At 69.3% G+C, this 14514-nt stretch carries 12 protein-coding genes; 6 read left to right on the top strand and 6 right to left on the bottom strand.

Annotation, left to right across the window (positions count from 1 at the left end; translation table 11 throughout):
- Window positions 1-43: 43 nt before the first annotated feature.
- Both ACTHNC_RS08720 and ACTHNC_RS08715 read right to left on the bottom strand, forming a co-directional pair.
- Window positions 44-1552, bottom strand: a complete 1509-nt coding sequence (locus tag ACTHNC_RS08720) for a site-specific DNA-methyltransferase (RefSeq protein WP_440294209.1) — start codon at window positions 1550-1552, stop codon at window positions 44-46.
- Window positions 1553-1670: 118 nt separating this feature from the next.
- Window positions 1671-2420, bottom strand: coding sequence for an SDR family NAD(P)-dependent oxidoreductase (locus tag ACTHNC_RS08715; protein ID WP_440294208.1), 750 nt, complete (start codon window positions 2418-2420; stop codon window positions 1671-1673).
- Between the two features lie 185 nt (window positions 2421-2605).
- Between ACTHNC_RS08715 and ACTHNC_RS08710 the strand changes: the two genes are divergently transcribed.
- Together ACTHNC_RS08710 and ACTHNC_RS08705 are read left to right on the top strand one after the other, a co-directional pair.
- Window positions 2606-3907, top strand: coding sequence for an L-fuconate dehydratase (locus ACTHNC_RS08710; RefSeq protein ID WP_440294207.1), 1302 nt, complete (start codon window positions 2606-2608; stop codon window positions 3905-3907).
- Window positions 3904-4854 carry an aldo/keto reductase gene (locus tag ACTHNC_RS08705; RefSeq protein ID WP_440294206.1) on the top strand — a complete coding sequence of 317 codons (951 nt, stop codon included), beginning with the start codon at window positions 3904-3906 and terminating at the stop codon, window positions 4852-4854. Before ACTHNC_RS08710 ends, ACTHNC_RS08705 begins: the two co-directional genes overlap by 4 nt.
- A gap of 319 nt (window positions 4855-5173) precedes the next feature.
- Here ACTHNC_RS08705 and ACTHNC_RS08700 read toward each other — a convergent pair whose 3' ends face one another.
- The 3 genes from ACTHNC_RS08700 to ACTHNC_RS08690 are packed head-to-tail and all read right to left on the bottom strand — an operon-like array spanning window position 5174 to window position 7175.
- Window positions 5174-6082 carry an amidohydrolase family protein gene (locus ACTHNC_RS08700; protein WP_440294205.1) on the bottom strand — a complete coding sequence of 303 codons (909 nt, stop codon included), beginning with the start codon at window positions 6080-6082 and terminating at the stop codon, window positions 5174-5176.
- A 4-nt stretch (window positions 6083-6086) separates the two neighbouring features.
- A complete protein-coding gene (locus ACTHNC_RS08695; RefSeq protein WP_440294204.1) occupies window positions 6087-6440 on the bottom strand; it encodes an L-rhamnose mutarotase in 354 nt (117 codons plus the stop codon).
- Between the two features lie 51 nt (window positions 6441-6491).
- Complete coding sequence (locus tag ACTHNC_RS08690) at window positions 6492-7175, bottom strand: FadR/GntR family transcriptional regulator (protein ID WP_440294203.1); 684 nt, start codon at window positions 7173-7175, stop codon at window positions 6492-6494.
- Window positions 7176-7336: 161 nt separating this feature from the next.
- On the opposite strand from ACTHNC_RS08690, the gene ACTHNC_RS08685 reads away from it, so the two are divergent.
- Entirely contained in the window at window positions 7337-8401 is a 1065-nt protein-coding gene (locus ACTHNC_RS08685) for an aspartate-semialdehyde dehydrogenase (protein WP_440294202.1), read from the top strand.
- A 13-nt stretch (window positions 8402-8414) separates the two neighbouring features.
- Here the strand turns inward: ACTHNC_RS08685 and ACTHNC_RS08680 are convergent, their stop codons facing one another.
- Window positions 8415-9755 (bottom strand): APC family permease, encoded by a 1341-nt coding sequence (locus tag ACTHNC_RS08680; RefSeq protein WP_440294201.1) that lies wholly within the window; start codon window positions 9753-9755, stop codon window positions 8415-8417.
- A gap of 163 nt (window positions 9756-9918) precedes the next feature.
- On the opposite strand from ACTHNC_RS08680, the gene ACTHNC_RS08675 reads away from it, so the two are divergent.
- From ACTHNC_RS08675 to ACTHNC_RS08665, 3 genes are all read left to right on the top strand, one after another.
- Window positions 9919-10545, top strand: a complete 627-nt coding sequence (locus ACTHNC_RS08675; protein WP_440294200.1) for a DUF1684 domain-containing protein — start codon at window positions 9919-9921, stop codon at window positions 10543-10545.
- 46 nt (window positions 10546-10591) lie between these two features.
- Window positions 10592-12064, top strand: coding sequence for a malate:quinone oxidoreductase (locus ACTHNC_RS08670; protein ID WP_440294199.1), 1473 nt, complete (start codon window positions 10592-10594; stop codon window positions 12062-12064).
- 342 nt (window positions 12065-12406) lie between these two features.
- The gene (locus ACTHNC_RS08665; protein ID WP_440294198.1) at window positions 12407-14218 is read left to right on the top strand and encodes an ABC-F family ATP-binding cassette domain-containing protein; all 1812 of its coding nucleotides are present in this window, start codon (window positions 12407-12409) and stop codon (window positions 14216-14218) included.
- The last annotated feature ends 296 nt before the right edge of the window (window positions 14219-14514 follow it).

Genomic DNA, 14514 nt, shown 5'->3' with positions numbered 1-14514 from the left:
GGCACGTGGGCGGTGGCTGGACGAGCGGTCGATAGACCGCGGTTCAGTGTTGTTCGAGTCGGAACATCCGGAACCCGGTGTCAACGTGACCACGTGCCGAACGTGAGCGGAGGCGGTCGCCCGCGCGGCGCATCCGCTCTGCCGTCACGTCGGCGATCGTGGCGAAGCCGGCGGCGGCCGCGTCCGACCGGGGCGAGGTGCGCTCGTCCAGCTGCACGAGCAGGAACCGGCGGTGCCCGCCATCGTCGACGTTCTGCTCCATCACGGCCTGCGCCGTCGTGCCGGAGCCGGCGAAGAAGTCGAGAACGAGGTCATCGTTTGAGGTGGTCACGGCGACGAGCGTGCGCAGCAGAGCCACCGGTTTCGGCGAGTCGAAGAGATGGTGCATGCCCAGGTCGTCCAGGTCGCGCTGCCCCGACATCGTGCTCGGGCCGATCACGACGTCTTTCAGCGTCATGCCGTCGACGTCGCGCACCTTCGTACGGATGCGCAGCGTGCCGCCGCTCACGTCGAACTCGAGTTCGTCGCGGTCGGCGAGCACGCGCGCGCGGCTCCATCGCCAGGCGTGCCACCGGAGCCCGGGGCGGTGGTTCGGGTGCGGCAGCGCGGTCAAGAACCCCTCGAACTCGGTGTCGTCGTCGATGTCGGTGACGCGCACCTCGCCCGTTCCCGGGTGGTAGTGGATGCGGAACACCATCGTCGGTGCGGTGCGCTCGTTGAACCGTGAGTTCGTGTTGTAGAGCTCGTTCTTCGTGACGTACGGGCCCTTCGCGTCATACTTCGGCGCGTAGCCGGCTCGCCGGTAGACGGCGGGCATGAGCGCGTGCAGATCGGATGCCGAGCCGCGGAACCGGGTGACGGCATCCGCGTTCCGGGCGAAGCAGAGGATGTACTCGTGCGTGCCCGCCGGTCCGCCGCCGGAGATCTGCCGTCCCTTGAGGTTGCTGACCCAGACGATCGTGGCGACGACGTTGCGAGCGCCGAACACCTCGGCCAGCAGGAGCTTCAGCTGCGCTACCTCGTTGCCATCGATGCTCACGAATCCGACGCCGTCGTCGGTGAGCAGGTCGCGGGCGAGCAGCAGCCGCGGGTACATCATGCTCAGCCACGCGGAGTGAGACGGTCCGAAGTCGTCGTTGTAGACGAAGTCATTGCGCGTGTTGTAAGGCGGGTCGATGTAGATGAGCTTCACAGCACCGGCGTGCGTCTGCCGCAGCAGCTTCAGTGCCTCGAGGTTGTCTCCGGCGATGAAGACGTTGCCGGTGGATGCCCGATCCACCGACTCGTCTTCCACCTCGCGCAACCGCGCGGTCGGCGGTGTCGTCGCGCAGAGCGCTGCAGCGCGCTTGCCCGGCCATTCGAGTCCGTATCGCTCGCGCGTTCCCTCGACGAGCTCGCCGGAGAGTTCCTGCCGAAGCAGGTCGAAGTCGACGGACAGCCGCGATTCGCCCGTCTCGTCGGCGACCTCGGCGACCGCGTGCGGGAACAGTCGCGCGATCGCGGCGATGCTGTCGCTGAGGCGGTTGCCGCGAGGAGCATCCCACTCGTCCACGATGCTCCTCAGGTCCTGCCTACTCCGCTGCGCACCACACTATCGACGGTCAAGGCGCGCTTTCGGCGTGGACCTCACCGTGGACCCGCCGTTCGAGGGAGAGCGGCGTCGTCGCTCGTCAGGCGCCGGGGCGCAGGCGCAGGCCGGACATGCCTCCGTCGACCTCGATCGCCGTGCCCGTCGTCGAGCCGGCGGCGGGGCTCGCCAGGTAGGCGACGGCATCCGCGATCTCGTCGGCGGCGACGAGGCGACCGTGCGGCTGCCGTGCCTCGAGCGCCTTGCGCTCGGCGGCAGGGTCAGGTGCTGAGTCGAGCAGGCGGCCGACCCAGGGCGTGTCCGCCGTTCCCGGACTCACCGCGTTCACGCGGATGCCCTCGGCCAGGTGATCGGCGGCCATCGCCCGGGTCAGCGACAGCACCGCGCCCTTCGACGCCGAGTACAGGGCGCGCTGCGGCAGCCCGGCGGTGGCGGCGATGGATGCCGTGTTCACGATGGCGGCGGCCGGCGATTCCCGCAGGTGGGGGAGCGCGGCCCGTGAGACGCGCGCCATCCCGATCACGTTGATGTCGAAGACGCGCTGCCACTCGGCATCCGGGTTCGCAGCGACATCGCCCTGTGCACCGATGCCGGCGTTGTTGACCACGATGTCCAGGCGGCCGAACTCGTCGATCACGCGCTGCACGCCGGCCACGACCGTTGCGTCGTCGCTGACGTCCACGCGCACAGCGAGATCGGCGTCCGCTGCATCCGTGTTCACGTCGAACACGGCAACCCGGGCGCCGTCGGCGCGCAACCGGCGCGCGATCGCGGCACCGATGCCCGACGCCCCTCCCGTGACGATGGCGACGAGTCCGGTGAAGTCGGTCATGGCAGTCCTTCCTTCGCGCGCATCCGCCCGCGGATGTGGGGCGTGAACATCCGAGGTGTGGGCGGGCAGTGGCGGCGTTCGCAACGATTGTGGCACATACGTCCCCGGTTGACGAGGCAAACATCCGATGTTTAGGCTGGCATCGGATGCCCGACGACTTTCGGCGCGTTCGGAGAGGGAACACCATGAGCACGATCGTCGCCGTCGACACCAGGGACGTGCGGTTCCCGACCTCGCTCTCGCTCGACGGGTCGGACGCGATGAACCCCGATCCTGATTACTCCGCGGCATACGTCACGATCCGCACGGATGCCGGCGACGGGCTCGAGGGGCACGCGTTCGTGTTCACAATCGGGCGCGGCAACGACGTGCAGGTGGCGGCGCTGGACGCGCTGAGCGACCACCTCGTCGGGCGTGATGCCGAGGAGCTGCTCGCGGACATGGGCGCGGCATCCCGCCTGCTCGTGCACGACTCGCAGCTACGCTGGCTCGGCCCCGAGAAGGGCGTCATGCACATGGCGATCGGCGCGATCGTGAACGCCCTGTGGGACCTGCGCTCGAAGCGCGCGGGCGAACCGCTCTGGCTGCACCTGTCGCGGCTGAGCTCCGAGGAGCTCGCGTCGCTGATCGACTTCCGCTACCTCACCGATGCGATCACGCCGGAGGAGGCGCTGCGCATCCTGAAGTCCGCCGAGCCGAGCCGCGAGGAGCGCATCGAGCGTCTTCTGGCAGAGGGCTACCCCGCGTACACCACGACCCCTGGATGGCTGGGCTACTCCGACGAGAAGCTCGCGCGGTTGTGCCGTGAAGCCGTCGACGCGGGGTTCGGGCAGGTGAAGCTGAAGGTCGGTGCAGACCTGGCAGACGACATCCGCCGGTTCCGGATCGCCCGCGAGGTGCTTGGGGCCCAGTATCCGATCGCAATGGATGCCAACCAGCGCTGGGGCGTGCAGGAAGCGATCGACTGGGTGAAGTCGCTCGCCGAGTTCCACCCGGCCTGGATCGAGGAGCCGACGAGCCCCGACGACATCCTCGGGCACGCCGCGGTCTCGCGCGGGGTCTCCCCGATCCGCGTCGCCACGGGTGAGCACGTGCAGAACCGGGTCGTGTTCAAGCAGCTTCTGCAGGCCGGTGGCATGCAGGTCATGCAGATCGACGCCACCCGAGTCGGCGGGGTCAACGAGAACATCGCCAACCTCCTGCTGGCGGCGAAGTTCGGAGTTCCGGTCTGCCCGCACGCCGGCGGTGTCGGCCTCTGCGAGGCGGTGCAGCACCTGTCGATGTTCGACTTCGTGGCCGTGGCGGGCACGATGGACGGCCGCATGATCGAGTACGTCGACCACCTGCACGAGCACTTCGCCACACCGGTCGTGGTCGAGAACGGACGCTACGTCACTCCGACGGCGCCGGGCGCGGGCACCGAGATGCTTCCCGCCTCGCTCGACGAGTTCGAGTGGCTCGCGGTGCGAGCGGAGACGCAAGCGTGAGCGATCTCTCTCCGCTCGGCTTCGGCGCCGCGTCCATCGGCAACCTCTACCGCCAGGTCTCGGACGAGCGCGCGCACGATGCACTGGATGCCGCGTGGAACGGCGGCATCCGCTACTTCGACACCGCTCCGCACTACGGCCTCGGACTCAGCGAACGCCGGCTCGGCGCCTTCCTGCGCGAAAAGCCGCGCGACGAGTTCGTGCTCTCGACGAAGGTCGGGCGGCTGCTCGAGCCGAACCCGGGCTTCGCGGGCGGACGCGACCTCGCCCATCAATTCGACGTGCCGGACGACCTCGTGCGGCGGTTCGACCCGAGCGAGGCGGGCATCCGTCGCAGCCTCGAGGACTCGCTGGAGCGTCTCGGGCTCGATCGGGTAGACATCCTCTACCTGCACGACCCGGATGTCTACGACCTCGACCGCGGGCTCCGCGAGGGGCTGCCCGCACTGGCAAAGCTGCGCGACGAGGGTCTCGTGCGACAGATCGGCATCGGGGTGAACGATGCGGCCGTGGCCGCGCGAGCCGTGCGGGAGGGTGACCTCGACCTGGTCATGATCGCCGGACGCTACACGCTCCTTGAGCAGCCGGCGCTGGCCGACCTGTTCCCGGTGTGCCACGAGCGCGGCGTATGCGTGGTCGCCGCGGCCGTCTACAACTCCGGGCTGCTCGCGAGCAGCGCGCCCGCGGCGGATGCCACTTACAACTACTCGGCAGCGCCCGCGGAGCTCGTCGAGCGGGCGCGGGAGATCGCGCGGATCTGCGCCGAGTACGACGTGGAGCTGCCCGCCGCTGCGCTGCAGTTCCCGCTCCGGGACCCGATCGTGTGGTCGGTCGTCGTGGGCACCGCGAACCCGGATGCCGTGCGCCAGAACCTCCAGCGCATGGCCGCGCCGATCCCGGACGACCTGTGGGCCGCGCTCGCCGTCGGAGGCTTCATCCCGGCCTGAGCCACGGCACGGCGCGACTCGGTCCAGCGGCGCAGCTCGGCACGGCGCGGCTCGGCTCCGCGTCGCAGCCCGGCCCCGGCGGCGCAGCCCGGCGCCGGCGGCGCAGCCCGGCCCGGCGGCGCAGCCCGGCCCGGCCGAGCTCAGCGCGGCGGCGCACTTCAGGACCAGCGGCGGTTCGACCGCGATATGCGGCCGAGCCCGCTCCCCTCCTGAATTGCATCGGCTCGTGCATCCTGAATTGCATCGGCTCGTGCATCGCGAGGAGCGCAGGTCGGTAGCCGGACGGGGAGTGCGGCCGCGGTCGAACAGGCCCAGCCGTTCAACCACCGAGGCCGTAGAACCTGGTCGCGGTGCGGTGTTCGATGGATGCGACGCCCTCGGCATGGACGCCTGCTGCGGCGGCGGCGCGGCGCACGCGACCACGCCAGCCGTCGAACGTGCCACCGGCGCCGGTGAACGCGCTGACCGGCCAGTCGCTGCCGATCATGGAACGGTCGGGACCGAACGCCCGCAGGGCGTGCACGAGGAAGTCATGAGCGTGCGCGTCGAGTGCGTCGGCTCCGGATGCCTCGGCCGCGAGCCCGCTCAGCTTCACGTGAGCGCGGGGTAGGCGTGCCAAGCGGGCGAGCGCTCCTGCCCAAGCGCGGCCTGCCTCGCTCGCGATCCCGGCGTCGACCGGCGGCTTGCCGAGATGGTCGAGCACGGTGGGGAGCTCGGGCACCTGCTCGAGCAGCTCGGTCACCGTGTCCAGCTGGCGGTGCCGCACGCAGACGTCGAAGGTCAGCCCGCGGGCGGCGAGAGTGCGTAGACCGTCGAGCAGGGCTGAACGGGCAGCGGGATCGGCAAGCAGGTCGTCCCGCTCGTCCTGCAAAAGGTGACGGACACCCACGACGCGCACTCGTTCGGTGTTCAGGTTGAGCAGTTCATCCAGGTGGGACGCCAACGCGGGTCCACCGCGGAGGTCTGCATCGGCGACGATCGCGGCCAGCTCGGGCCAGGCATCCGTCATGCCGAGCACCCAGCGCACCTCGTCGAGCGCTTGCTCGGGCAGGCATCCGGCCTGCACGAAGACGTGCCCGGTCACCGTTCCGCCTGCCCGATCGATGTCGTCGAGGAGGAACGCCCGGTCGATCGCGGGCACCCCATCGAGCCACGGGTAGCTCAGCCGCGCGGGATCCCAGACGTGTACGTGCACGTCGACAAGCGCGGAGTCTCGCGAACCAGCCACCAGCTCAGTCGAGACCCATGTCGATCACGGGCTCGGCGCGCTGCTCCTCGAGGCGCCACACCTTCTCCATCGGCACGTAACCCTCGTCGCCGTCCGGGCCGAGGAATCCTTCGACGAATCGTCCGATGTGGTCCTGCCAGCGGCGGTCGGCATCGTCGGCGCGGATGATCCGCATCGCGTGATCGAAGTCGTCGCACTCGACGAGATGGAACAGCCGGTCGCCCGAGCGCCAGATCGTCCAGTCGCGGATGCCCGCCCGATCGAACAGCGCACGCAGGTCGTCGGGTACGCGGGCATGCTCGCGGAGATAGTCGTCGACGGCTCCCGGGCGGAGTGTGGAGTGGAGTGCGATCCTCATCTTCGGTGATCCTCCCTGTCGGTGACTCGGTGCATCGGGTAGACGTCCGGCTCACGCGGTCGCGCCGAGCGCGGCCCTGAGCCAGTCCTCGATGCCGGCGACATGGGTGAGCGAATGCGCGGAGGCGAGCTCCGCGTCGTGGTCGCGCAGGGCCGCCAGGATCGCGCGGTGCTCGGCGATCGTGCGCTCCGCCGCGCCCTGCTGGGTCAGTCCGCGCCAGATGCGGGCCCGGACGGTGTGGCTCGAGATCGACTCGATCAGCTGCGCCAGGTAGTCGTTCCCGCATGCCTCGCTGATCGCCTGGTGGAACTCCAGGTCATGCTGCACGAGCGCCTCGACACCCTCGTCTCCGGTGGTCGTCTCGAGAAGGCGGTCCAGGGCATCCAGCTGCTCGTCGGATATCCGCCTGGCAGCGAGCGCCGCTGCCGCCGGCTCCAGGATGCGCCGCACGCCGAAGATCTCGATCACGGAGCGGTCGTCGTGCAGGTCGACGACGAACGACAGCGCCTCGAGCAGAAGCCGCGGTTCCAGGCTCGTGACGTACGTGCCGTCGCCGCGGCGGACATCCAGAACTCGGATCACCTCGAGCGCCTTCACCGCCTCGCGCAACGATGAGCGGGAGAGCCCGAGGCTTTCGCTGAGCTCCTTCTCGGGAGGGAGACGATCGCCGGGCGCGAGCCGCCCGCTCGTGATCATCTCCTTGATCTTGAGGATCGCCTCGTCGGTGACGGCCATACGCGCGATCGTACCGTGCCAGGATGCGAGACATCGGATGTCTCAGCCGCCTTCTCCAGGCGCGTTCGGCCCGGGCCGGTCTGTCACAATAGAAGGCCTACCCACATCAGCGGCGACGGCCGGCGTCGTTGCGCCCGTCGCACGGACTCCAAGGAATTCCCATGGGCAACGGATTCACCGTAGGCATCGTCGGCGCCACCGGTCAGGTCGGCACGGTGATGCGTCGCATCCTCGCCGAGCGCGACTTCCCGGTCGAGAAGCTTCGGCTCTTCGCGACGAGCCGTTCGGCCGGGCGCACGCTGGAGTTCAAGGGCGAGCAGATCATCGTCGAAGACGTCGAGACGGCCGATCCGTCGGGCGTCGACATCGCGCTGTTCTCCGCAGGGGCGACGGGCAGCCGGGCGTACGCGCCGAAGTTCGCCGCCGCCGGCGCCGTGGTCATCGACAATTCCAGCGCGTGGCGCATGGACCCGGAGGTGCCGCTCGTCGTCAGCGAGGTGAATCCGGAGGCGATCGCCGACGCCCAGAAGGGCATCATCGCCAACCCGAACTGCACCACGATGGCCGCGATGCCGGTGCTCAAGGTGCTCGACACCGAGGCCGGACTGCAGCGGCTGATCGTCAGCACGTACCAGGCGGTCAGCGGATCGGGGCTCGCGGGTGCGCAGGAACTCGCCGACCAGGCCGAGGCGGCCGTGGCATCCGGCCAGCTGCTCGACCTCGTGCACGACGGCTCGGCCGTCGAGTTGCCGGAGCCGGCGAAGTACGTGCGGCCGATCGCGTTCGACGTCATCCCGCTAGCGGGCTCGATCGTCGACGACGGCCTGAACGAGACCGACGAAGAGAAGAAGCTGCGCAACGAGAGCCGCAAGATCCTCGGCCTGCCCGACCTGCTTGTCAGCGGCACGTGCGTGCGCGTGCCCGTGTTCACCGGTCACTCGCTGTCGATCAACGCCGAGTTCTCGAGTCCGATCAGCCCCGAGCGCGCCACCGAGCTGTTGACGGATGCTCCCGGCGTCGCCCTCGCGGATGTTCCGACGCCGCTCGAAGCCGCGGGCAACGACCCGAGCTATGTGGGTCGCATCCGCAAGGACCCGGGTGCGCCGGAAGGCCGGGGACTCGCGCTCTTCGTCTCGAACGACAACCTGCGCAAGGGCGCCGCGCTGAACGCCGTGCAGATCGCGGAACTCGTCGCGGCGAACCTGCGGGCTGCTGCCACCGTCTGAGCCCCTCGAGAGCTCACTTCTCCGGCGTCGGGGCCGTGCTTCCCGCGGCGGCCGGCACGGTGGCATCCGCTGCGTCGGCCGACTCCGTGCCCGCTGTCGCGTAGCGGCGACGCGATCGCGCGACGACTCCGACCACGACCGCTGCCGCCGCGACGACCAGCGGATACACCAGGTTCGCGCCCTCGAGCACGAGCAGCCCGAGCACGAGAACGCAGGAGAGCACGGACATCCACCAGCCGATGCTTCGTCGGGGCAGCAGGACGAGCGCGCTCGCGACACCCATGCCGTAGATGGCGGCGCCGATGCTCGTGTGCACGAGGATGACCGGCTGCAGGTCGGGCAGCCACGCGACGACCGCGAAGTAGAGCGCCATGAGCACGGCGCTCAGCAGCAACCCACGGCGCGCAATGCCGCCGCGCTCGGCGCCGTGACCGAACCAGGCGGGCAGGTCGCCGTCTCGGCCCATCGCTGCGCCGAGCTTGCTGAACGCAGCGAAGTAGGCGTTGAAGACGCCGACCACGACGATCACGGCCACGCACGCGACGACCACTCCCCAGCCGTGGCCGAGCCCGACGGTCACGAGGTCGAGCAGCGGGGCATCCGACTGGCCGACCTTCGGGCCCAGCACACCCACCACCACGGCTTGGATCGCGATGTACGCGACCGAGACGATCGCGAGCGCCAGAGCTGTCGCTCGCGGGATGTCGCGCCGCGGTCGGGAGAACTCGCCGGCGATGCCCGCGACGGCCTCCCATCCGGCGAAGGCCCAGATGTAGAGGCTCACCGCGATGCCGACGCCGCCCAGGCCGTGCGGGAGGAACGGTGCGAAGTTGGCCGGGTGCATGTGGGGTGCGGCGGCGGCCAGTGCCAGCACGAGGATCGCCATGAGCGCTGCGCTCAGCAGCAGCTGCGCCCAGCCCGCGAAGCGCACGCCGAAGACGGTGATGGCGGTCGGCACGATCACGAGGGCGGCCGCGATCAGGATGACCGTTCCGCGATCGCCGCCGATGATCGCCACCACGTACTGCGCGGTCATGATCGCGGCGACCGGTGCGCCGATCGGCGTTCCGAAGTAGAACCAGTAGCCGACGATGCGAGCGGCGGTCGGTCCGAAGGCGCGGCGGGCGAAGGTGGCGACGCCGCCGGCATCCGGATGCCTCGTCGACAGCGCCGCGAACGTCGAAGCCAGCGGTACGGAGATGACCGCCAGCGCAGCGACGGCGAGGATCGCGCCGGGTCCGGCCGCGCGGGCGGCGAGTGCGGGAAGCAGAAGGATGCCCGTGCCGAGCACGGCCGCCACGTAGAGCGCTGTGCCCTGCGCGAGTCCGATTCCGCGGTGTCGATCGTCGGTCATGCCATCAGTGTCGAGCGCACATCCGACACGAAAGGCACGGATTCCGGGCCGGTGACCGCATCTTGTCGGAAGATGTCCGAATCCTGGCGATCGCGACGCCGGGCGGCCGATTCGCGCCGGCCGAACACGCCCACCCGGCGGTCCAACAGGCGATCATGTACGCATGACGGACATCCAGACAGCAGTCGACGTCGCCGACTGGCGCCGCCGTGTGTTCGCGCTGTACGAGCTGGTACGTGAACTCGCCGACGAAGACGCGTCAGCCGCCCACGCCGCATGGGTCGTCGAGCGCGATGCACTCTTCGCGACGCATCCGTCGACGCCGTTGCTGCCGGAGGATCGAGCATCCTTCGGCGGACTGCCCGTCGCAGAGTACGACCCGGAGTGGCGGTTCGAGCTGTCGGTCGAGCAGACCGAACCGGCCGATCTGGATGTTGAGACCGGTACCGACGGCGTCGTACCGTTCGAGCGCATCGGGGTCGTGCGCCTGCCCGATGTCGGCTCGCTCGACGTCTGGAGGCTGCGCTCGTACGGCGGCGGACTGTTCGTTCCGGTGAAGGATGCCTCCGCGGGGCGAGCGGACGGTACCTATGGCGGCGGCCGCTACCTGCTCGACACGATCAAGGGTGCAGACCTCGGTCCGGGATCGAACCCGGGAACGCTCGTGCTCGACTTCAACTTCGCCTACAACCCGAGCTGCGCGTATGACCCGGCATGGGCGTGCCCGCTCGCGCCGCTCGGAAACACGGTGCCCGTCGAGATCCCAGTGGGGGAGCGGTACCGCGGCTGAGGCGGACCGGAAAGGACCGCTTCGCAAACGCCATAGAATTGTTCGAGTGAGTGATTCCCGGGCCCCGTTAGACGTCGTCCTCATCGGCGGGGGCATCATGAGCGCGACCCTCGGCACCATGATCCAGCGGCTGCAGCCGGACTGGAAGGTGCGCGTCTACGAGGTTCTCGGCGACGTGGCCCAGGAGAGCTCCAACCCGTGGAACAACGCCGGCACCGGCCACGCCGCGCTCTGCGAGCTCAACTACATGCCCGAGGCCAAGGACGGCACTGTCGACCCGGCCAAGGCGATCAGCATCAACGAGCAGTTCCAGCTGAGCCGGCAGTTCTGGGCATCCCTCGCCCAGAAGGGCGAACTGCCCACCTCGTTCATCAGCTCGACCCCGCACATGACGTTCGTGCGCGGTGGTGAGAACGTGAAGTACCTGCGCAAGCGCTACGCGGCGCTCAAGGACCAGCCGCTGTTCCGCGGGATGGAGTACTCCGAAGACCACAGGGTGATCCGCGAGTGGACCCCGCTGCTCATCAAGGGACGCACGCGCGAGCCCATCGCCGCGACGCGCATGGCGACCGGAACGGATGTCGACTTCGGCGCGCTCACGACCGCCCTGTTCGACGGACTCGTGGAACGCGGCGGCGAGCTGTGGCTCAACTGCCGCGTGAAGAGCATCGGCCGCACGAGGGACGGCAACTGGCGGCTGAAGGTGAAGCACCTCGTCGGCAACACCCCGCACACCGTGGATGCCCGGTTCGTGTTCGTGGGAGCCGGCGGCGGCGCGCTGCACCTGCTGCAGTCATCCGGAATCAGTGAGATCAAGGGCTTCGGCGGATTCCCGATCAGCGGCAAGTTCTTCCGCACCACGAACCCGAAGCTGGTTGCCCAGCACCACGCGAAGGTGTACGGCAAGGCGGCCGTCGGTGCACCACCGATGTCGGTTCCGCACCTCGACACGCGCGTGGTCGACGGCGAGGCATCGCTCATGTTCGGCCCGTACGCCGGGTTCAGCCCGAAGTTCCTGAAGAAGGGCTCCTGGTGGGATCTTCCGGGCTCCGTGCGCGGCGGCAACCTGGGGCCGATGCTCGCCGTCGCCCGTGACAACTTCGCGCTCATCAAGTACCTCGTCTCGGAACTGCTCGCGACTCGCACGAAGAAGCTGCGTGCCCTGCAGGAGTTCATGCCGACCGCCAAGAGCGAGGACTGGGAGCTCATCACCGCAGGTCAGCGCGTACAGGTCATGAAGAAGGATGCCAAGCGCGGCGGAGTGCTGCAGTTCGGCACCGAGGTGGTCGCGGCATCCGACGGTTCGATCGCCGGCCTGCTCGGCGCATCGCCCGGCGCATCGACGGCGGTGCCGATCATGCTGGACCTCCTGAAGCGCTGCTTCCCACAGCAGTGGGGCCAGTGGGAGCCGAAGCTCAAGGAGCTGATCCCGACCATGGGCAGCACGCTGAACAATCAGCCGGAGAAGGCCGCGGAGGTCATCGCGGAGACCTCCAAGGTGCTCGGGCTCAGCGACTGAGGTTGCTTTAGCTTCGGCGGGCTGGTAACGTCCTGCGAGCTATGAAGAAGTGACCACCCTTCGTCCCGCGCATGAGGCTCGACCCCTGCGGGTTCGCGACAGATCGATGTCGCACCGCAGCGCACCCGACGAAGAACGGTCATCCGTCACCGTGACGGTCGTGCTTCGTGCGCGCTTCATGGGGTCGTCCGGCTGATTCTGAACTCGGGGGCCAACGCCCGGCGGGATCCTTCCGCTCGCGCCGACCCTCGTCGGCGGCTTTCGAGCGAACCGATTCGGGTCGGCACGGCCCTTCGTGGTCGTGCCGGCTCCAGGACTCACCGAGCCCGGAGAGGCGGTTCCATGCCTGTACGTTCCTCATTCCTTCCCACCTTCGATGCGGCGCCCGTAGAGGCAGCGCCCGCTCCCGCCATCGATGAAAGCACGACCGTGGCGGCCGCGGTGGCCGACTACGTGCGCGCCGACGGCGTCTCGTTGAGCTACGGCGTGCGCACCGTGCTGACGGATGTCTCGCTCACCGTTCCGCCCGGCTCCCGCGTCGGACTCATCGGCGAGAACGGCGTGGGCAAGTCCACGCTGCTACGCGTGCTCGCCGGTGCCGAGGCTCCCGACCGCGGAACAGTGGCGCGCCCGGCACGCACCGGGTTCCTCTGGCAGGAGGTGCGGTTCGCGCCGCACGAGACGCTCGACTCCCTCGTCGAGCACGCTCTCGCGGAGGTGCGCGCCGTGGAGCGCGAACTCGACGCGGCGGGCGTGGCGCTCGGCGAGGCATCCGATGCAGAGCAGTTGGAGCGGGCATCCGTTCGATACGACGCGGCGCTCGCCGCCGCGGAGCGAGCGGATGTCTGGAGCATCGACGCGCGCCGCGATCGCGTGCTCGCGGGGCTCGGCGTGCAGGGCATCCCGTTGCAGCGCACGCTGGGCGAGGTGTCCGGTGGGCAGCGCAGCCGGTTCGCGATGGCGGCGCTGCCGCTGAGCCGGCCGGACGCGCTGCTGCTCGACGAGCCCACCAACCACCTCGATGACGACGCCGTGGAGTTCCTGCAGCGCCAACTCACCGAGTGGAGTGGTCCCGTGCTTTTCGCGAGCCACGACCGCGTGTTCCTCGACGCCGTCGCAACCGCGCTCGTCGACCTTGACCCGTCGCGCACGAGTGTCGCCGCTCTCGGTGGAGACGGCGCTTCGGGCCGCGGGTCGGTGCAGGCATCCGGAAACGGTGCGACCGTGTTCGGCAGGCCGGCGACGGGCGAGGGCGTCTTCACTGCCTATCTCGAGCACAAGGCCGCCGAGCGCGAGCGCTGGGAACGGCAGTACCGCGACGAGCAGGACGAGCTGAACCGACTGCGGCATGCCACCGCAGTCACGGCGCGTTCCACGCACGCGCAGCGCGCCCCGCGCGATAACGACAAGTACATCGCCCCGTTCAAGGGCGCTCGGGTGGATGCCCAGATCGCCAGGCGCGTGCGCAACGCGCAGGGGCGGGTGGACGAACTCGAACGCAACCAGGTGCGCAAGCCGCCCGCGGTGCTCGCGTTCGCGGGCATCCCGAGCGGATCGCACGGGCTCGACGAGGCCGCTGGCACGCTGATCCAGGTGACGGATGCCCGCGTGCGGCACCGACTGCACGTCGAGCGGCTGCGCATCGAGCCCGACGGCCGGCTGCTCGTCACCGGCCCGAACGGTGCAGGCAAGTCCACACTGCTCGGACTGCTCGCCGGCACGATCGCACCGGATTCCGGAACGGTCACACGCCGCAAGGGCCTCAGAGTGGGGCTGCTCGAACAGGACGTGCGATTCACCGACCCGGCCGCGACGCCTCGCGCTCTCTACGCGAAGGCGCTCGGCGAGCGGCGCTCGGAGCAGCTGCCGCTCACCTCGCTCGGCCTGATGGCTCCCCGTGATCTCGACCGGCCGGTCGGATCGCTGTCCGTCGGGCAGCAGCGGCGCTTCGCGCTGGCGCTGATCATCGCGAAGCCGCCGCACGTGTTCCTGCTCGACGAGCCGACGAACCACCTGTCGCTCGCACTGGCCGGGGAACTCGAGGATGCCCTCGGCAGCTACCCGGGAGCGGTGGTCGTTGCGAGCCACGACCGGTGGCTGCGGCGGCGCTGGTCGGGCGAGGAGCTCGCCCTGACGCCGACGACCACGCGTTGAGGCGGCCTCCGTTCGAACCGCAGCCAGTTCGTGCAAGCACGGCCGATACAAGAGGCTGGGTTTGCGTGAACTGGCTGCGGACGGGGTTGTGCAGGCGCACTCCCCCCTTCTTGTCGGTAGAACGTGCGACTTGCATCGGGCGAGCTTGCGAGATGATCGAACTAGTGTTCGAATAGAGACATGCGGTGGAGCGGTCAGGAGATCACGGTCGAGCAGTCGGATGCTCTGCCCGGCCTGGCCAAGCTCAACAACCTCGTGCGATCGGTGCGCACGCCCGAGTTCGCCGGTGTGACGTT

This window comes from Humibacter sp. (genome assembly GCF_051954055.1).
In the GTDB taxonomy this organism is placed as follows: Bacteria; Actinomycetota; Actinomycetes; order Actinomycetales; family Microbacteriaceae; genus Humibacter.
Note: the sequence above shows the minus strand (reverse complement) of the source record. Positions and strands in the feature narration are given on the sequence as shown.